Genomic DNA, 17,322 nt, shown 5'->3' on the forward strand with positions numbered 1-17,322 from the left:
TTTGAAATTATCGGGGCGGCCTCTGTCAAATCAGAGGGTCACACGCGCCTCAAGATCGCGGATATAGCTCATCAGGGAACTATAGGCCGCGCTGATCTTCTTGAAGCGTTCTTCTGCCCCCTTGTCGCCGCCATTGGCGTCGGGATGGTACTTTTTTGAAAGCGCCTTGTATTTGGCCTTGAGCTCGTCACGGGTAAAGGGCCAGCCAAGGTCAAGCGTCGCCATGGCCTGCTGCTGTTCGCTTGGCATGCCAAGTGCCCCTGCGCGGCGCTGGGCTTCCTCGCTTTTGCGTCGGCGCTCCGCACCGGGATCGGCACCCGGACCATGATGGGTCTGATCACCGTCTTCGTTAAAGAAGCCGAACCCGTCCCTGAACTTGAAATTGAAGGGTTTCTTGGAACCGCGAATATGGCCGAATTTCCATGTCGGGCGCTGCCAATGGGTATCGCGACGCATGTCGTTCTCGATATCCTCGGCCTTCATGCCTTCATAATAGTTCCAGGATTTGTTGTATTCGCGAACGTGATCAAGGCAGAACTTGTAATAGTCGCGCAGCTTGCGATCCTTGGGCGCACGGAACTCACCATGCCCCTCGCAGCCCGGCCAATCGCAATCGGGCAGGATGGGTTCATTGTGATACAGCGTCTTGCGCTTGTTGCGGTGTCCTCGGTTCATCTGCGTCTATATGTTCTGAAAAATCGATGCACGCAATATCATAGGGATCGTTTAAATGCGATAAAAGGCTTGAAAAACCGCCATCGCGTGCCAGAACCTAACGCAGCAATTCGTTTTTGCAGCAATTTGCAAATATCCCCAAGAAAATAGAGGCCCTTATCATGCAGGTAGCCAATCAGATCCGCGACATCCTGACCGAACAATTCGCCCCGACCGAATTGCAGATTATCGACGACTCTTCAAAACATGCCGGTCATTCGGGTGCAGACCCGCGTGGCGAGTCCCATTTTTCCGTTCTGGTTGTGTCTGAAAAATTCACCGGTGAAAACCGTGTCAATCGTCAACGGCTGGTCTATGGCGCACTTGATAGCCTTCTGAAGGACCGTGTCCATGCGCTGGCGTTGAAAACCATGACGCCTGGCGAATACAAATCGGCTCCGGAAAACAGAACCTGAAAATACAATTTCACATCGTGAAATCAACCTAGACGTTAATCCCGATTAGGCGCAATGCTTGTGACACAAGCCGTCCACAAGCATTGCAGGTACGGCACGGGTGCCGACAAATGGCACCCGCTACAATCGGGAGGACTACGTAATGACGAAACGCCTGCTTATGGCGAGCATTGCGCTTGCCATATCCGGAACCGCCCATGCGCAAGCACCAGCACCGGATAACCTCGAAAAGCTGTCGAACTTTCAATCTACCGGAACCACGGAATTCACCCTTATCGAACAGGGTGGCGATTACGCCGAGGGCATCAAAAAGACACTTGAACGCATCAAACTGCCCGACGGCTTCAAGATCGGGCTTTATGCCGTTGTGCCCGATGCCCGTCATATCGCGGTCGGGCCGCAGGGTGTTGTGACCTTTGTCGGCACCCGCAAGGACAAGGTCTGGTCGGTAACGGACCGCAACAAGGACCGTGTCGCCGATGAGGTCAAGGACTTTGCCCCGTCCCTGCGCTTTGCTATTCCCAATGGTCCCTGCTTCTCGCCCGACGGAATGCTTTATATCGCCGAACAGAACCGGGTTCTGACCTTCCCGGCGGCAGAGTTTTTCTATGAAAGCCCGGACGTTGCGGCATTCAATGTCGTCAAACAGGGTGATCTGATCCCGCCATCCGAGGAAAGCTATAACCACACCGCACGCGTCTGCAAAATCGGCCCGGATGGCAAGCTTTACATCTCGCTGGGCCAACCGTTTAACGTTGCGCCGGAAAACAAACTTGAGCTGTATCGCAAGCACGGTATTGGCGGCATCATTCGCATCAATACGGATGGCTCGGACCGCGAAGTCTATACCTACGGGGTGCGCAACTCTGTCGGTCATGATTTCCATCCAGAAACCGGTGAGCTGTGGTGGACCGATAACCAGGTCGACGGGATGGGCGATGACATCCCGCCCGGTGAAATCAACCACCAGACCGCAGCCGGTCAGCATTTCGGGCATCCCTGGTATGGCGGCGGCGACGTTCGCACCAATGAATATGCCGGACAGGAAGTCCCCTATGACGTGGTGATGCCTGCGGTCGAAACCGTGGCCCATGCCGCCGATCTTGGCATGACCTTCTATACTGGCAAGATGTTCCCGGAAAAATACAGGAACGCCATCTTCTCGGCCCAGCACGGATCATGGAATCGCACGACACCGGTCGGCGCACGCGTGATGGTGACCTTCATTGATGCCGACGGCAATGCCGCCATCGAACCGTTTGCCGAAGGCTGGATCGACGAGAATGGCGAATATCTTGGCCGTCCGGTTGACGTTGCCCAGCTGCGTGACGGTTCGATCATTGTTTCTGATGATCTGGCCGGCGCACTTTATCGCATCTGGTATGAGGGCAACTGATGCGAATTTTCCGGATTGCACTTCTCGGCGGGCTTTTGCCCGCCGGGACCTTGTTCGCACAAGACGCCACCAATCTTGAAGACGGGCGCAAGGTCGCTGGTATGTGTCGCACCTGTCACGGACTGGATGGCAAGGCCCGCATTCCGATTGCACCACATATTGGCGGTGAGCCGGTCGATTACCTGATCTCTCAGCTTCGAGCCTTCAAAACCGGCGCACGTGAACATGAAATGATGACTGTTGTAGCAAGCGGGCTGTCAGACGAACAGATCACCAAGGTCGCCACATGGTTCAACCATTTCACCATCGAGGCCACCTTGCCCACTGGCAAAACCGAAGATGACGCACCACAATTATGTGTTGGCTGTCACGAGGCAAATGGCATTTCCGAATTAAAGGATGCCCCCAATCTGGCCGGTGAAACCAATATCTATATTGAAACCCAGCTTAAGGCATTCCGCACAGGAAAACGCACTCATGACATCATGTCCCCGATTGCCCGGGACCTGACAGAAACCGAAATGCAGGAAGCTTCTGACTGGTACAGCAAGATCACGATTGCGATTACAGACCCGACGAAGAAATGAGCATCAGCTTTCCGGACGCAAAGCGGCTGAAACATCAAGCCCGACGGTCAGAACCGCAAGGGTCTGACCACTGTCCGGATCAAGGATCGGCACCGTAATTTGCGACAAAAAAGCACGGGTTGATGCATCAAATCTGATGTCATCAATCAGGGCATGATCGCGATTGATGTTTTGTGCCATCTGATATTGCGGCTCGTCAGACTGGTCAAAATCCGACGTCAGACGGTTCATCCCGATGGTCTGACCATAGACATCGAACACAAATGCCTCGGCAACCTGACCGCCACTTGTAAGCTGAAAGTTTCGCAAGAATTCCGATAATTGATTCCCCAGTACCGCACGGGCCTTCATGCTGGGTTCACCAAGACGCGCCATGGTTGTCCATTCTTCATCGACCAGACGGCGCTGATCAGCAGGCATCCTGTTTCTTTCCATTACCGCGCGCACATTTCGGATCAGGTCTGGCGACCGCGCCAATTGCCGAACAGCAGGTAAATGCACCCGTTCAATTGCGTCCCGTTCCCAAGGTTCAAGACGCATAGGATTGGTTTCACAAAATTCCAGAACCGTATTCAGTCGATCAATCAGATCGGGAAACTTCGCCACATAGCGCTTTGAGAAATAGACAACAAGCGGCGCATACCGTTCAAACTGAACCAGAAACTGTTCGGCACCGATGCCCAGCTCGTTGCGAGCGATCTCGAAACTGTGTTTATCAATCAAGGCATAGTCAACACGCCCCGCAGCAACCTGCCCGACCAGCGATGCAATCGACGGCACGCGCACCAGATCAGTATAGCCTTCCTCGCTGAGCCATTCGGCCTCGTTGGACCCCAGTATCGCACCGATTGTTGCCACACCATCGGGTTTTGGCACTTTGACATTGCTCGCTTCAACCGCCCGTCGGGACGGCGACACCCACACCCATTTTTCAAGTGCCAGCGGGTTTGACGCCACCGCATATTCATCCATGAACTGGCTGATCCGGGCCAGGAAAAATCCGTCTGCCTGCGCATTACGGACCAGTTCGCGGTTGCGCTGGCGCGGAGCAACGGCAAGACCGTATCCGACACCAATACGTTCAAACGCACAATTAAGCACTGAAACAGAATATCCACCCAGCGTCCCGTTATGAAGTTCCTGATAGGGCGGATGAAGATTGGTTTGCAGGATCAGGAAGTTCTCAATGCCATCATCGTCAGCTTGAGAAACTTCGTCCGACACTGATCCCCCACCTGTTGCAGACACAGGTGAAACAGGGACCAACATCGAAATTGCAATCAAGCCCGCAGCCTGCGCAAACCGGTCAGTGTTGCGCAACAAACCATTTATGGCCTTGGTGATCTTTTTTGTTATTCCAGCACGGCATAGTACGGTCATGAAAAACCTGCAAAAACACGTGGCGGAGTGGCATTGATATTGGGCCTGCTTTCAGAACTTGCAAGACTGCTCTGACAGTTCGTCGAAGGACGGCATTTTCTAAAAGCTATTCATCCCCTGTGAAGAATTCAGGCGCGATACGTTTGACCGCTGGCCCGTCGCTTCGCCATCCGTGACAGGTATTGATCAACGGCATGCGACGACGTGGCGTTTCTTCGGATGATGTCTGTTCGGCTTTTCTTGCCACCAGGGATTCACGTGCAAGGATCGGGAAAACAGTTTGAAAAGCTGTTGTCGCAACCGGCCCCATCAGTTCGTTCAGATGTGTACAGCCATGTACACCGCCGACCCGTTCGCGGATCTGCTTACGTAGCCCCGGCCCCAGTTTAAGACCAACCAGTTTTTCGTAGTTTGGCGCAATGGCATCACAGCCATTGAACGGCGCATAATCGGTGACCGCCTCGACCGCACGTATCACCAGATCGTTGCCGATGGTAACCCGTATCCACATTTCATGAACCGGCTCACCGGCTGGTATTTCGCCACGATCATCGTTGGTGAAGGCATATGTCTTGATATCAGTGATGTGACCTTCTATGTCCCACAGATCGTCTTTGCGACGGAAACCCTGACAGGTCACGGTGCGGGTATGAATATGTTCACGATCAACGGGGCGGGACAATGGCATGGGAAATCTCTCCTTTACGTAAACGTAAGGACATTCCCCTATGCGCTGTCAAGTATCAAAGCACGCCATTCAAATGTAGCGGCCACCTCACCCGCCTGATATTCGCGCCGAAACCCTGCATTTTCAAAGCCACGATTGTTCCGGTTACAGCCAATACCCGAACGATCAACAAGGATCAGGCAACTCCGTAGTCAGACCCGAAAATGAACTTTTCACGTTCACGAACATCTTCTTCGAGTTGAGCCTTGACCACATTAAACAGATCGCGGATCGACACCATGCCAATGACGGTATCCCCGTCAACCACCGGAAGATGGCGATAACGCCGCGCACTCATCAGATCCAGCGCATCCATTGCCGAATCATTTGGCGCAAGCGTATCGGGGTCGGCGGTCATCACCTTGGACAAAGGGACTGTTGCTGCGTCCAGCCCCTGGGCGACGACGCGGTTCACAAGGTCGCGTTCAGTAAAAATACCCGCAAGTCTTGCCGAATTATCAACGATGATCACGGCACCGATCTTGCGTTCGGACATCAGGTTCACGGCATCCATTACGGAATCAGCGGGATTAAGCGTTGCGAGGGATTGCTCCTTGACCACACCTGGTACGATTTTCGTATCCATTTATTTCTCTCTGCAGATTGCTGTTGCCACATGCCCAAACCCGACTGGATCATCTGGTTCTATGCTGCAAATCATTGCAATACATAGGGGCCCTTATCTGCAAGTGGCCCTGCAATCCTTTGGGTCAAGACCTTGAAACAAGATTTTAACCCATAAGTGGAGAAACCTGAAACTGTTTACGCGAATAAGGTTTAGCTAACGTAACCTGATCAAGAAACCGTATGTGCCGCTATTCGTGAGAATCCCCGGCAAGATCGGTAACTTCATTCATCCGGACACGGGTGATCTGATTGCGGATACGGCGCAATATTTCGAACTCGAACCCGTGGAACCGGAATTGCTGCCCGACATCAGGAATACGACGGGTTTCATACAAAAGCAGACCTGCAACAGTGGCAGCTTCCTCGTCAGGCAGGCGCCAGCCAAACCGGCGGTTCAGGTCACGAATGGTGACATCCCCCCGGACAATGACCGATCCATCGGCCTGTGGCTGCACGCCAACCACTTCGACGTCGGTTTCATCAGCAATATCACCGACGATTTCTTCGAGAATATCCTCAAGCGAAACCACGCCTTCGAACGCACCATATTCGTCAACGACAATGGCAAAATGCTCATGCCGTTCCTTGAATGCCTTGAGCTGATCGGCAAGGGTGGTTGAATCCGGGATAAACCATGGTTCGGCGCTGAGTGCACGAACATCGGCGGCATTGGCCGGTTTGGCCCCGCGTACAATTGCCTTGAGCACTTCACGGGCATGGAGAACACCGACGATATTGTCGGGATCTTCTTCATAGATCGGAATACGGGTGTGCGGACTTGCCAGTACCGTATCAAGAATTTCTTCCATCGGGCGGGTAATATCGATCATCTGCACCTTGCGGCGGTGAACCATGATTTCCCAGACCCCGACATCCTCAAGATCAAGAACCCCATGCAACATGGTCCGTTCGGCGTGATGATTACCGACAACAACATCATCGGCATGAAGCTCAATCGCCCCGCGCAATTCGCGTTCACTATCCAGTCCGGGTCCCTCACCACTGCCAAACAGCCGCAAGGTTGCCTGCACGATGACCTGAATGCTCTGGGTGACCGGGGCAAAGATGACGACGAGAATGCTCATCGGGCGCGCGACACGCAACGCCATGGTATCGGCATGTTGCAGCGCGTATGTCTTTGGCAGAATTTCCGAGAAGATCAGAACAAGTGCGGTCATCACCGCCGTTGCGTAAACAACGCCATTTTCCCCGAACAGCTCGATCATCACCGATGTCGCAAGGGCCGAGGCCAGAATGTTGACCATATTGTTGCCCAGCAAGATCGCACCAAGCAACCGTTCCTGATACTGGCGCAGCCTGTTAACGATCCCGGCCCGCTGGTCGCCATCCTGTTCCTTGTGATGCATCACCGGACGCGACGCAGCCGTCAGCGCGGTTTCCGAGCCAGAAAAGAATGCCGACAACATCAGCAGGAAAAAAATCACGATAATCGTGATTGTCATTCAGGGAAGTCTCCAAAGAGTGATCGCAACAGGATTACTTTGTCCTGTGTTCACCTATAAGGTCAATTGGCGTTAAACAAGTTAACGACATCACAAATCATAAAACCCGCTTTGAATACCCGCCACACGGTCATTACTGGTTCCGGGCATCCAAGCGCAAACGATCAGTCAGCCCCGGCAGGATCGCGTGACGGCAGCCCGCATCTTTTCAACATCCATTGCCTTGGATGTAAATGCCTTGCCGATACCGCGCGTCATGACAAAGGTAATCTCGCCATCGCGGACTTTTTTATCACGTGACATATGGCCGATCACCTTGTCGATATCCCAGTGCATGCCACTGACTTCCGATGCACTTACCGGAAGACCAACCGATTTCAGATGCGCAACAATACGGTCTTTTTCGCCGGCGGGTGCCATTCCCATGGCACCACAGACATCATGGGCAATGACCATACCCATTGCGACGGCTTCGCCGTGCAAAAGTTTCTCGCCGTACCCGGTTTCCGCTTCAAAAGCATGACCAAAGGTATGACCAAGATTAAGCAGCGCACGCTTGCCGCCTTCGCGTTCGTCTTCCGAGACGATACGTGCCTTGGCCGCACAGCTTTTGATAACAGCCTGACGCCGCTCCGCACCATCTTCGGCCAGAACCGCCTGCCCGTTTTCTTCAAGCCAGTCAAAGAATTCCGGGTCATCAATCAGGCCGTATTTGACGACCTCGGCATAGCCAGAACGCAATTCGCGCGCAGGCAGGGTATCAAGAACCGCAGTATCGGCCAAAACCAGACGCGGCTGATGAAACGCCCCGACAAGGTTCTTGCCCGATTTCGAATTGATCCCGGTTTTTCCGCCGACAGAACTGTCAACCTGCGACAGAAGTGTCGTTGGAATCTGCACGAAATCAAGACCACGCAAAAGTGATGCTGCGACATAACCAGCCAGGTCACCGACAACACCACCACCCAGTGCGATAATCAGGGTAGACCGTTCAATCCCCATTGCCAGTATCTGTTCGACAACATCTTCGAACACGGCAAAGCTTTTGGATTTTTCACCCGACGGCACGATCACTTCGCGATGGGCGATATCGGCACCATCAAGGGAGTTCAGAACCGTTGAAAGATGATGCTTGGCAACAACGGCATCACTGATCACGACAACACCGGCCTTTTTGACGAACGGTGCAATATATTTGGCGGTATCAGCCAAAAGGTTGCTGCCAACAAGGATGTCATAGCTGCGCGCGCCAAGCTCGACGCGAAGGGTGTCGTGATTGCTCACTCTGTCAGGTTCCTGTCTTGATGAGGTGACCGTCGTCATCAAAGGATTGCGCCAGCAATTCGAGAACGGCATCCCGCGTTGCTTCCTTTGAAGATTCATCACAGTCGAAAATAATGTCTGCCCCCGCATAGACCGGGTAACGCGTTTCGATCAGGTCGGCCAGGATCTGGCGCGGATCGCCGTTATTGAGCAACGGACGATGGGTACGCCCGCTCGTACGGTGCAACAGCAATTCCAGATCGGCGCGCAGCCAGACGGATACGGATTTTTCAAGAATAAGCTCGCGGGTGCGTTCACGAATAAACGCGCCGCCCCCCGTCGCCAATACAATCGGTTCGCCTTCAAGCAACCGGGCTATTACACGTTCCTCACCATCGCGAAATGCCTCTTCGCCATACAGCTTGAAGATATCGGCAATCGAGCAGCCAGCGGCTTCTTCGATTTCGCGGTCGGCATCGACAAAATCCAGTTTCAGTTCCTTGGCAACCATACGGCCGATGCAGCTTTTTCCAGCGCCCATAAGCCCGATGAAAACCAGGGTCCGGCCCTTAAGACCGTTCCGGATTTTGGCGATCACGTCTTCGTGCAAACCCGACTCGGCAATGTTGCTGTCCATGTTCGGTTTGCAGTCCTGTAGTTCATTCGGTTGATATACAAATTACCCAATTCTTTAGGGCAGCTGAGCCACGAACGCAAGCAAACCGCACATCATCGGCGACAAAAACCTGCACATATTTGCCAATCCCGGTCACATGAAACATTCCGACAACCTGATTTGACTAATCACGTTGCGGCGTTGGGTATTAACCCTCTGTGAGGAACAGCATCCTATACTGCCTTGAAGTTGCCGGATTGAAATGTCATCCACCGCCTTTGATCATGCCAAAACGCGGCATCATCAGGGTGGGGGCACCAGACTTGCTAGAAGCGCAAATGGTCGTTTGCAACAAATGACCAGACCATGGGGTTTCCGTTTCTTGCATCTTTGGTTTTCGTGGCCATACTGGTAGCTGCGTCATTTGCTTAAACGCTTCGAAGTCTGGATTAAAATGAGAATCTTATCGCGCATCATCTTGTTGCTGGTCATCGCCGTCATTGTTGGCGGTGCGACGTTCCTTGTGACTTGGGATATCCCGGCACCGACCACCCAAATCGAAGAAACCATTCCGAATTCGAGGTTCAACTGAGATGACGTTGCGTTCCCGCCTGCTGATACAGACCTGTTTACTGGCAATGATGACGGGAACGGGCGCGATCGCCGTTCCTGCCAATGCACAGACATCGGCACCTGTACCGCTGTTTTTAAAACAGGAAGCAGAACGGGATGCAGAACAGCGATCTCCTGACTCAAATACGGCCCCCGACAGCACCGGCGGCACGTTGTCACAGGGCGGATTTGGCGGCACAACCACCACTCCTTCGCAGTTCCCCTCTGATCCGAATGCGGTTCAGTCGCTGTCTCTTGGCGCAGTCGATGCCGAGGCTGTCGGAACCATTGACCGGTCGCGTGGCGGGCTGGGCATTGATATGTGGAATGGCACGACCCGTAAATCCGCAGCCCAGCTGATTTCGGAATTACCAGCCACACCAGCCACTCATGCGGCACGCGACCTTCAGGTTCGTTTGCTGCTTTCAGCCGCTGCCTTGCCGCAGGACTCACAGGATATCAGTCTCCTTGATGCCCGCGTGGCCAAGCTGATCAATATGGGGGCGCTCGACGAGGCGATCGGACTGGTCCGTGCAGCCCCGCAAGGATCCCGTGGCGAATTGCTTGCCGAGGCCGAAGTGAATGCACTTTTGATCGGCGCACGGATGGATGAAGCCTGTGCCGCAGTTGAAAGTTACGGCGCAAGCTATGATCAGTTGTTCTGGCTAAAGGCCGCTGCCATGTGTGCCTTCTATGCCAACGATCCGACAGCCGCGGCATTTTCGGTTGATCTGGTCCGTGAAATGGACGGCGAAAAGGATGCAACCTTCTTTGGTCTGGCCAGCGCCATTCGCAGCGGGACGGCCATTAAATCCGAACTTCTTGCCCAATTGCGCCCGATTGACATCGCTCTTCTGGCCATTGCCAAACAATCGATCCCGACCAGCCAGCTTGAATCAGATAATGCTGCGGCAATTATTGGCATCACCAATGCAAATGCCACCGCAACCGATATTCGCCTTGAAGCCGCGCGCAAGGCTGAGAAGCTTGGGCTGATTGATGCTGAAAAACTTGCCGGGATTTATGGCTCGGTAAACTTCGAGCCGTCCGCACTTGAAAATGCGCTTGATGATGGTGCCGAGGCCATTCAGGCCCGCCAATATGCCAAACTGTATCAGGCCGCCGCACAAAGTGATGTGCCTGCTGCGCGCGCCGAAATTCTGGCGGCCCTGTTTGAAGCAGCCCAGATCGAAGGCGATTTCATGCAGGCAGCGCGCCTGAGTGCGCCACTACTTGCCGATATTCCGGTCAATGGCGATTTTTCGTGGTTTGCGGTTGATGCCCTTAAGGGGGCGCTTGCTGCAAACAGTCTTGAGCGCGCCGAAAACTGGCTTCAGGTCGCCAAGAACGCATCGAATTCCGGCAATGATATAGCCTCGCGGCTGAGCCTTCTTTACCCGATTCTTGCCATTGCCGGTCTCGAAGAAACCGGTGCGGCAAAGCCGGTCAATCAGGTTGCGAACGCAACCGATAGCATGGGCATGACATCTCCGGGACTTGCCCCGCAGATGCCGACGCAAAGTTTTGGTCTGGGTGGTGCGATCACGCCGAATACAAATAACGGCATGGCATCGGCGACCGTCATGCCCAATTCGACATCCCCCGAAGACATCCAGAAGGCCACCGATCAGGCGGCCGCCATTGCACGTCATCGCGCCCGTATGACCGAGTGGCAGGAAATGCAGGCTGCGCGCGGTGATCAGGCCGCAGCAAAACGCTATGCAGAACTGACCTTTGCCTTGTTTGAAGGGTTCGGAATCGAAGTTCCCGCCGGTCTTTGGGACAGTCTTTTGACAGCACCCTATGCCGAGGATCGCCTGACGATCAGCAGTGCGGTTGCCCATAACATGATGGCGTCCGCAGCTGCCCGCCAAAAAGCCAGAACCGTTGCCATGGCCATTCAGGCCCAGCAGATAGCAAATGCGGATAATGCCGATCCCAAGGCACTGGCAGATACGGTTGCAGCACTTGAGATGATAGGCCTTCACGATGATGCGCAGCATCTTGCGACTGAACTGTTGCTATCATTTGATCAGTAATGGAACCGGGCAATGGCCAAGGCACTGACAAGCTCGCTGATATCGGCTTTTCTTGAAATGATGGCCGCCGAGCGCGGGGCAAGTGCCCACACGCTTGATGCCTATCGCCGTGACCTTGAAGATTATGTGGCGTCGCTCCTTGCGGGGAAATCCGGTCCGGTCGATGCCACCGAAAAGGACCTTCGTCGCTATATGGCCGAGTTGGGTGCGGCGGGTCTTGCGCCACGCACGCAGGCCCGACGCCTTTCAGCCCTGCGACAGTTTCACAAGTTTCTTTATTCCGACGGGTATCGCAATGACGACCCGTCGTCGAATATCGACAGCCCGCAACAGGGACAGACACTTCCCAAGTTCCTGTCGATTGACGAAATTGACCGTCTGATCACAACCGCTGCCAATCATCCTGGCATCAAGGGCAAACGCCTGCTTGCCATGGTCGAGTTGATGTATGCCACCGGCATGCGTGTGTCCGAACTGGTCGAACTGCCCTATGCCGCTGCGGCTCGCGATCCGCAAATGCTGATCGTACGAGGTAAAGGCAGCAAGGAACGGCTTGTCCCCCTGTCTGATCCGGCCCGTGATGCGCTTCGCGATTACCTTGATGTCCGCGATGCATTCATTCCCTCTGACAAATCAGACGGGCACGCTGATCGCCCCGGGCAATCCTCATACTTATTCCCGTCACGCGGTAAAACCGGCCATCTGACACGCCAGATGTTTCTGAAAATGATCAAGGATCTGGCGATTGAGTCAGGCATCGCACCATCGCGCGTATCGCCCCATGTGCTCCGCCATTCCTTTGCCAGTCACCTTCTGGCCAATGGTGCGGATTTGCGCAGCTTACAGAAAATGCTGGGCCATTCCGATATTTCGACGACACAGATTTATACCCATGTTCTCGAGTCTCGCCTGCGCGGGCTGGTACAGGAACATCACCCGCTTGCGCGGATGGCCGGACACGGATCCTGACCACAGAATAATCAGATTTGTCTAATACCCCCGCATAGGTAAAAGTCGATAATTTGACATAAAAACGGACTTTTTCTGCGGATGTCATATATTCGTAATCTAACTGTCATCAAGTTGTTGTCGAACCTGAGCTACCAGCAAGATCGTAAATAATAGTTTCTCCTTATATCCGGGATTTCAGGCCATTTTTGAAGATCGGGGAACTGCATTGGCGTTTGATGCAGAAGATGAATTGATAGCGGACCGACCCGTAAGCAAACCAGTCATGCTGCGGAACTGGCAGCAGGTCGTTGAAAAGGTCGACTTCGCATTCCAGCCCATTGTCAGCCCGCATACAGGCCATATTTTCGGCTACGAAGCGCTTTTGCGCCGCTGGGAGGATGCCGGTTTCACCTCCATTCAGGCCCTGTTTGATACCGCCTGGGATACAGGCAACCTGCATAGCGTCGATATGCTGCTGCGCGCCAAGGCAATTGAAAAATTCGCCCGGATGCCGGACGCAAAACGTCTGAAGCTGTTTTACAATTTCGACAATCGCGTTGTGAAGACCGAGGATTACCAGCCCGGTCAGACGGCAGCCCTTCTGGCCGATGCCGGGCTTGAGCGCGATACCATCTTTCTTGAGATTTCCGAACGTCACGACATCAGCAATGCAGACTATCTCAAGGACATTCTGGTGCGGTACCGCAGTCAGGGGTTCAAGATCGCCATTGATGATTATGGCAGTGGCTTTGCCCAGTTGCGCGCCCTTTATGAATGCGAACCTGACATCATCAAGATCGACCGGTTCTTTATTGATGGCATTGACCGCGACCGCCGCAAGGAACTGTTCGTCACCCAAATCACCGCCTTTGCCCACATGATCGCCGCCCAGGTGGTCGCCGAAGGTGTCGAAACCCGCGAGGAATTCCTGTGTTGCCGCCGGTTGGGATGCGATCTGGTACAGGGCTTTTTCATTGCCCGCCCGTCCATCGAGTTGCCGGAGCGGACCGACCTTGTTCAGGTTGCCGCCGACATTGCGGCTGATACCCGTCGGCAGTCGGATCGTGATGATGACGTAGTTCGATCCTACCTGCTTGATACCCCGGCCATTCCAAGTGATATCAACCCGGTCGATATCCTGACCTACTTTCAGCAGAACCCCGACATCACACTCGTTCCCGTCGTTAATCCGGATGGCGAGCCGATGGGCGTCGTTCGCGATTCCGAATTCAAGGCATTCATTTACACGCCATTCGGACGTGAATTGCTGCAAAACCCGGCAAACCGCGCCAATATCAAACGGTTCCTGCGCAGATGCCCGGTTGCAGACATTCGTACCAGTCTTTCGGAACTGCTTGAAACCTTTGTCGCGACCAATGCACTTGATGGCGTAATCCTGACCGAAAACGGACGCTATCTTGGTGTGCTTGATCAAAGTGCGCTGCTGCGCGCGGTCAATGAACGCAACACGTTAAATGCGCGCGATGAAAACCCGCTGACCCGATTACCCGGAAACAGCGCGATTTATCGATATGCCGCACATGCCTTATCCCAACCGCGCAAACGTCGATTTGCCGTCTATTTTGACTTTGATAATTTCAAGCCGTTCAATGATCGCTACGGGTTTCGGCAAGGTGACCGTGCAATTCTTCTTTTCAAGGATATTCTGGGCAAGGCGCTGAGCCAGAATGACTGGTTTGTCGGCCATATCGGCGGCGATGATTTCTTTGCCTATGTCCAGTCGGTTGATTTCGAAGTGGCCGTCGAAGCCGTGCAGCGCGCACAGGCCATGTTCGATGCACAGATCAAAAGTTTCTATGATCAGGAAACCCGTGATCGCGGCTATCTGATCGGCAAGGGTCGCGATAACCAGGTTACCAAATTCGATCTGATGAGCGTCAGTGCCGCCCTTGTCCGCATCCCGCCCGAACGAACCGATATCACCCTTGATCATATTTCGGTCGAAGCTGCCAAGCTCAAGGCGATTGCCAAAAACAGCATAAACCGTTTTGCCAGCGGACTTTATGATGCGCCCTGTGCGCCGCTTCCGATCAGTGGAAAATAAGTTTGCACCGGGATACGAAAACAAGTTTCTCGCAACCGCAAATTAACGCTTCAAATTATAGAATTGCTGGGTAATATTCCGACCAAAGACCAGAACAGCAACGATCTTTCACGAGCATTCTACAACGATGGTAAGCGTTTCCTCATCGTCCGATATTAAAACGGCAATCCCCGTTCGCCCGGCAAGTCCGATTGCGCAACGTCAGCAATCCGAACAGGAAATTCAACAACAAAACCAGTCTGTTGAACGGACCAGCCGCGTCTCCTTGACGACGGATCAGGAAATTGAACGTGCTGTTCAGGCCTTTCAGCGTGATCGCAACGAACAGCAGCGATTCGTCAAGGAAGGCACACAAGAAACCATTCTGGAAAACTATATCGACCAGTATGACCCGTCAGGCTACGGGCAGACCGGTACGACGAATTCTGCCAGTGCAAATAACGCCGCCGGTCGTGGTCAATATATCAACATCATTGTCTGATCCGGATCAGTCGGTCAGCCCGACAGCCCGTTTCCAGCCATCCCATTCCCAGATCAGTTCGGCCACCCGGTCATAACCGGCCTTGTCGGGGTGATACCCATCACCACGGCGTAATGCACGCTGCCATCTATCGTCCTTAAGCGTGGTCGCAAACAGATCAAGGTAAGGCACGTCAAAGCCACGCGCGGTTTCCAGATAAATCTGGTTTAACCCTTCGAGACGTTCATTGATTTCCTGACTGGATTTGCTGCCATCAATCACCGCCTGTGGCCCGATCCAGAGTGTCGGGGCAAGTCTGGATGCTTCCCCGATGATCTCGGCTGCATTTGCCGCCGACGTTGCAGGCGACACACGCATAGTGGTTTCTTCACCACGATCTTCGGCATGGTTGGCATCATTGACACCAAAGCTGAACATCAGGATGTTCGGAAATTCGGTGACCATGCGTAACTGAGCTTCAAATTTCCAGCGGGCCTTAAGCCCCTCGGTGGTTTCTGCGCGGATGCCAAGATTGTATATCGTGGTTTCACGTTTGGCCTCTTCAAGCAACCTGCGCCCAAGGCGCATCGGCCAGCCGCCCTTTTCCCCATCGCGGACACCATTCACCAGACTGTCTCCAAAACAGCAAATGCGATGCCCGATTGCGCCTGTGCTCATTCCGTCTCCTGTGCGCCAGCCGATAGCAGGCCGACAATATAAGTCTTCAGTTCGTTCTGATCGGGTTCAAACCCGTGATCAAGCCAATATTCTTCGGCCTGTTTCAACAATTCGCCAATTTTCGGCCCTGCCGGAGCCAACCCGGCGGCCAGAATGTCGCGACCTTGTATCGGCAATTTGACCGGTTGCCAATTTCTCGCCGCATCAATCAGGCTTTGCCATTGTTCATTTTCCTGCCGCGAACATCGTGGCGGGACAGCGGCCCGCGTGCTCCAGGCCAGCAAAACAGCATCACGAAAGGCATCCGGTCCGATCCGATATAAATCGCGGCGAATATTGTCTGCCGACATTTCGGGATCAATCAGCGGCGCTTGTGCCACCATCGCGGCGAACCGGTCCGTCTGCTCGTTGGAAAGACGCAACGCACGCGCAAGCCGTTCTGCCGCGGCAAGGTTGTCATCCGTCCCGTCATCGCCGGTCTGGAACAATGCAGCCAGACGGCGCAAGGGATCAGGCATGATCGCCGGATCAGCAAGGGCTGTACTATCAAGCCATTGCATGATGCGCAGGCAGTCCGTCCGCGCCAGTTGCGGCAAGATCACCGGCAGAATGCCAAAGCCGATCATATCCCCGACGGTTCCCGCCGGGCTTCTGGACCGCAATAACTTGAATATCTCGTCGCGGATACGCTCGGCCGAAATATCGATCAGCCCATGCGCCCCCTTGCGACAGGCCTCTGCCCCGACAGGATCAACCGGCGGGCGGCCAAACCATGCCTGAAACCGGAAGAACCGCAGGATACGCAGGTAATCCTCGGCAATTCGGTTTTCCGCCACACCGATAAACCGCACCCGCCCTTCGCGAAGATCGGTTTCCCCGTCAAACGGATCATAAACGGTGCCGTCAGGGTCGCAGTAAATTGCATTAAAGGTAAAATCGCGGCGCTTGGCATCGGCAAGCCAACTGTCGGTAAAAGCCACCTCGGCATGACGTCCATCGGTTTCGACATCAACACGCAGGGTGGTTATTTCATAGGCGCCCGCGTCTGTTAACGCCGTGATCGTCCCGTGTTTGAGCCCGGTCGGCAGGACACGAATACCCGCCTTTTCCAGCGCAGTTTGCGTTTCTTCGGGTGCAAGGTCGCATGCGATATCAACATCAACCAGATCGCGTTTAAGCAAGGCATCCCGGACAATACCGCCAACATAGCGCGCCTTGCCACCATGCTGTGCGATGGCGGCAAACACGCGGGCGGTATCGTCGGCAACCATGATCCCGTATGGCTGCAATCTTCCGGTTGGTTCGAGTGCTGTCATTGCACGCTTGGC

Annotated in this window: 17 protein-coding genes; 8 read left to right on the top strand and 9 right to left on the bottom strand. The window is 54.1% G+C overall.

Annotated elements, in window-relative coordinates; translation table 11 throughout:
- Positions 1 to 30: 30 nt before the first annotated feature.
- A complete protein-coding gene (locus ACTU44_RS20485; RefSeq protein ID WP_114097153.1) occupies positions 31 to 675 on the bottom strand; it encodes a J domain-containing protein in 645 nt (214 codons plus the stop codon).
- Between the two features lie 161 nt (positions 676 to 836).
- Here ACTU44_RS20485 and ACTU44_RS20490 point away from each other — a divergent pair, with 161 nt between their 5' ends.
- The 3 genes from ACTU44_RS20490 (at position 837) to ACTU44_RS20500 (ending at position 3,113) form a co-directional block, all read left to right on the top strand.
- Positions 837 to 1,130 (top strand): BolA family protein, encoded by a 294-nt coding sequence (locus ACTU44_RS20490; RefSeq protein ID WP_114097152.1) that lies wholly within the window; start codon positions 837 to 839, stop codon positions 1,128 to 1,130.
- 142 nt (positions 1,131 to 1,272) lie between these two features.
- Positions 1,273 to 2,526: a PQQ-dependent sugar dehydrogenase gene (locus tag ACTU44_RS20495; RefSeq protein ID WP_114097151.1), complete on the top strand. Its 1,254-nt coding sequence runs from the start codon at positions 1,273 to 1,275 to the stop codon at positions 2,524 to 2,526.
- A complete protein-coding gene (locus ACTU44_RS20500; protein ID WP_462096247.1) occupies positions 2,526 to 3,113 on the top strand; it encodes a c-type cytochrome in 588 nt (195 codons plus the stop codon). The genes ACTU44_RS20495 and ACTU44_RS20500 overlap by 1 nt, the downstream gene beginning before the upstream one ends.
- A 3-nt stretch (positions 3,114 to 3,116) precedes the next feature.
- Here ACTU44_RS20500 and ACTU44_RS20505 read toward each other — a convergent pair whose 3' ends face one another.
- The 6 genes from ACTU44_RS20505 to ACTU44_RS20530 all read right to left on the bottom strand — a co-directional run bounded on the left by ACTU44_RS20505 (position 3,117) and on the right by ACTU44_RS20530 (position 9,210).
- Entirely contained in the window at positions 3,117 to 4,337 is a 1,221-nt protein-coding gene (locus ACTU44_RS20505) for a type 2 periplasmic-binding domain-containing protein (protein WP_147251941.1), read from the bottom strand.
- A gap of 262 nt (positions 4,338 to 4,599) precedes the next feature.
- On the bottom strand, positions 4,600 to 5,181 hold the full coding sequence (locus ACTU44_RS20510) for a DUF2889 domain-containing protein (RefSeq protein WP_114097148.1): 582 nt from the start codon (positions 5,179 to 5,181) through the stop codon (positions 4,600 to 4,602).
- Between the two features lie 175 nt (positions 5,182 to 5,356).
- The gene (locus tag ACTU44_RS20515) at positions 5,357 to 5,806 is read right to left on the bottom strand and encodes a CBS domain-containing protein (protein ID WP_114097147.1); all 450 of its coding nucleotides are present in this window, start codon (positions 5,804 to 5,806) and stop codon (positions 5,357 to 5,359) included.
- A 229-nt stretch (positions 5,807 to 6,035) separates the two neighbouring features.
- Positions 6,036 to 7,310 carry an HlyC/CorC family transporter gene (locus ACTU44_RS20520; protein WP_114097146.1) on the bottom strand — a complete coding sequence of 425 codons (1,275 nt, stop codon included), beginning with the start codon at positions 7,308 to 7,310 and terminating at the stop codon, positions 6,036 to 6,038.
- Positions 7,311 to 7,478: 168 nt separating this feature from the next.
- Entirely contained in the window at positions 7,479 to 8,633 is a 1,155-nt protein-coding gene (gene aroB / locus ACTU44_RS20525; RefSeq protein ID WP_114097145.1) for a 3-dehydroquinate synthase, read from the bottom strand.
- Positions 8,599 to 9,210 (bottom strand): shikimate kinase, encoded by a 612-nt coding sequence (locus ACTU44_RS20530; protein WP_114097144.1) that lies wholly within the window; start codon positions 9,208 to 9,210, stop codon positions 8,599 to 8,601. Before ACTU44_RS20530 ends, aroB begins: the two co-directional genes overlap by 35 nt.
- Before the next feature lie 433 nt (positions 9,211 to 9,643).
- On the opposite strand from ACTU44_RS20530, the gene ACTU44_RS20535 reads away from it, so the two are divergent.
- The 5 genes from ACTU44_RS20535 (at position 9,644) to ACTU44_RS20555 (ending at position 15,337) form a co-directional block, all read left to right on the top strand.
- On the top strand, positions 9,644 to 9,781 hold the full coding sequence (locus ACTU44_RS20535) for a hypothetical protein (RefSeq protein WP_170310220.1): 138 nt from the start codon (positions 9,644 to 9,646) through the stop codon (positions 9,779 to 9,781).
- A 1-nt stretch (position 9,782) separates the two neighbouring features.
- The gene (locus ACTU44_RS20540; RefSeq protein WP_462096248.1) at positions 9,783 to 11,840 is read left to right on the top strand and encodes an antifreeze glycopeptide; all 2,058 of its coding nucleotides are present in this window, start codon (positions 9,783 to 9,785) and stop codon (positions 11,838 to 11,840) included.
- Between the two features lie 12 nt (positions 11,841 to 11,852).
- Positions 11,853 to 12,809 (top strand): site-specific tyrosine recombinase XerD, encoded by a 957-nt coding sequence (xerD, locus tag ACTU44_RS20545; RefSeq protein WP_114097142.1) that lies wholly within the window; start codon positions 11,853 to 11,855, stop codon positions 12,807 to 12,809.
- A 265-nt stretch (positions 12,810 to 13,074) separates the two neighbouring features.
- Positions 13,075 to 14,856, top strand: coding sequence for a GGDEF domain-containing protein (locus ACTU44_RS20550; protein ID WP_258548624.1), 1,782 nt, complete (start codon positions 13,075 to 13,077; stop codon positions 14,854 to 14,856).
- Between the two features lie 127 nt (positions 14,857 to 14,983).
- On the top strand, positions 14,984 to 15,337 hold the full coding sequence (locus ACTU44_RS20555; RefSeq protein ID WP_114097140.1) for a hypothetical protein: 354 nt from the start codon (positions 14,984 to 14,986) through the stop codon (positions 15,335 to 15,337).
- 6 nt (positions 15,338 to 15,343) lie between these two features.
- Here the strand turns inward: ACTU44_RS20555 and ACTU44_RS20560 are convergent, their stop codons facing one another.
- Positions 15,344 to 15,994 carry a DUF459 domain-containing protein gene (locus ACTU44_RS20560; RefSeq protein WP_462096249.1) on the bottom strand — a complete coding sequence of 217 codons (651 nt, stop codon included), beginning with the start codon at positions 15,992 to 15,994 and terminating at the stop codon, positions 15,344 to 15,346.
- The gene (locus ACTU44_RS20565; protein ID WP_114097138.1) at positions 15,991 to 17,310 is read right to left on the bottom strand and encodes a CCA tRNA nucleotidyltransferase; all 1,320 of its coding nucleotides are present in this window, start codon (positions 17,308 to 17,310) and stop codon (positions 15,991 to 15,993) included. Before ACTU44_RS20565 ends, ACTU44_RS20560 begins: the two co-directional genes overlap by 4 nt.
- Positions 17,311 to 17,322 lie beyond the last annotated feature (12 nt).

Source organism: Thalassospira sp. SM2505 (assembly GCF_054901115.1).

What these genes read in the sequence shown, in the direction of transcription:
- ACTU44_RS20560 (WP_462096249.1), bottom strand. Translation starts at nt 15,994, where the DNA reads ATGAGCACAGGCGCAATCGGGCATCGCATTTGCTGTTTTGGAGACAGT.
- xerD (WP_114097142.1), top strand. Translation starts at nt 11,853, where the DNA reads ATGGCCAAGGCACTGACAAGCTCGCTGATATCGGCTTTTCTTGAAATG.
- aroB (WP_114097145.1), bottom strand. Translation starts at nt 8,633, where the DNA reads ATGACGACGGTCACCTCATCAAGACAGGAACCTGACAGAGTGAGCAAT.
- ACTU44_RS20565 (WP_114097138.1), bottom strand. Translation starts at nt 17,310, where the DNA reads ATGACAGCACTCGAACCAACCGGAAGATTGCAGCCATACGGGATCATG.
- ACTU44_RS20490 (WP_114097152.1), top strand. Translation starts at nt 837, where the DNA reads ATGCAGGTAGCCAATCAGATCCGCGACATCCTGACCGAACAATTCGCC.
- ACTU44_RS20540 (WP_462096248.1), top strand. Translation starts at nt 9,783, where the DNA reads ATGACGTTGCGTTCCCGCCTGCTGATACAGACCTGTTTACTGGCAATG.
- ACTU44_RS20530 (WP_114097144.1), bottom strand. Translation starts at nt 9,210, where the DNA reads ATGGACAGCAACATTGCCGAGTCGGGTTTGCACGAAGACGTGATCGCC.
- ACTU44_RS20535 (WP_170310220.1), top strand. Translation starts at nt 9,644, where the DNA reads ATGAGAATCTTATCGCGCATCATCTTGTTGCTGGTCATCGCCGTCATT.
- ACTU44_RS20485 (WP_114097153.1), bottom strand. Translation starts at nt 675, where the DNA reads ATGAACCGAGGACACCGCAACAAGCGCAAGACGCTGTATCACAATGAA.
- ACTU44_RS20520 (WP_114097146.1), bottom strand. Translation starts at nt 7,310, where the DNA reads ATGACAATCACGATTATCGTGATTTTTTTCCTGCTGATGTTGTCGGCA.
- ACTU44_RS20495 (WP_114097151.1), top strand. Translation starts at nt 1,273, where the DNA reads ATGACGAAACGCCTGCTTATGGCGAGCATTGCGCTTGCCATATCCGGA.
- ACTU44_RS20515 (WP_114097147.1), bottom strand. Translation starts at nt 5,806, where the DNA reads ATGGATACGAAAATCGTACCAGGTGTGGTCAAGGAGCAATCCCTCGCA.
- ACTU44_RS20510 (WP_114097148.1), bottom strand. Translation starts at nt 5,181, where the DNA reads ATGCCATTGTCCCGCCCCGTTGATCGTGAACATATTCATACCCGCACC.
- ACTU44_RS20550 (WP_258548624.1), top strand. Translation starts at nt 13,075, where the DNA reads ATGCTGCGGAACTGGCAGCAGGTCGTTGAAAAGGTCGACTTCGCATTC.
- ACTU44_RS20555 (WP_114097140.1), top strand. Translation starts at nt 14,984, where the DNA reads ATGGTAAGCGTTTCCTCATCGTCCGATATTAAAACGGCAATCCCCGTT.
- ACTU44_RS20500 (WP_462096247.1), top strand. Translation starts at nt 2,526, where the DNA reads ATGCGAATTTTCCGGATTGCACTTCTCGGCGGGCTTTTGCCCGCCGGG.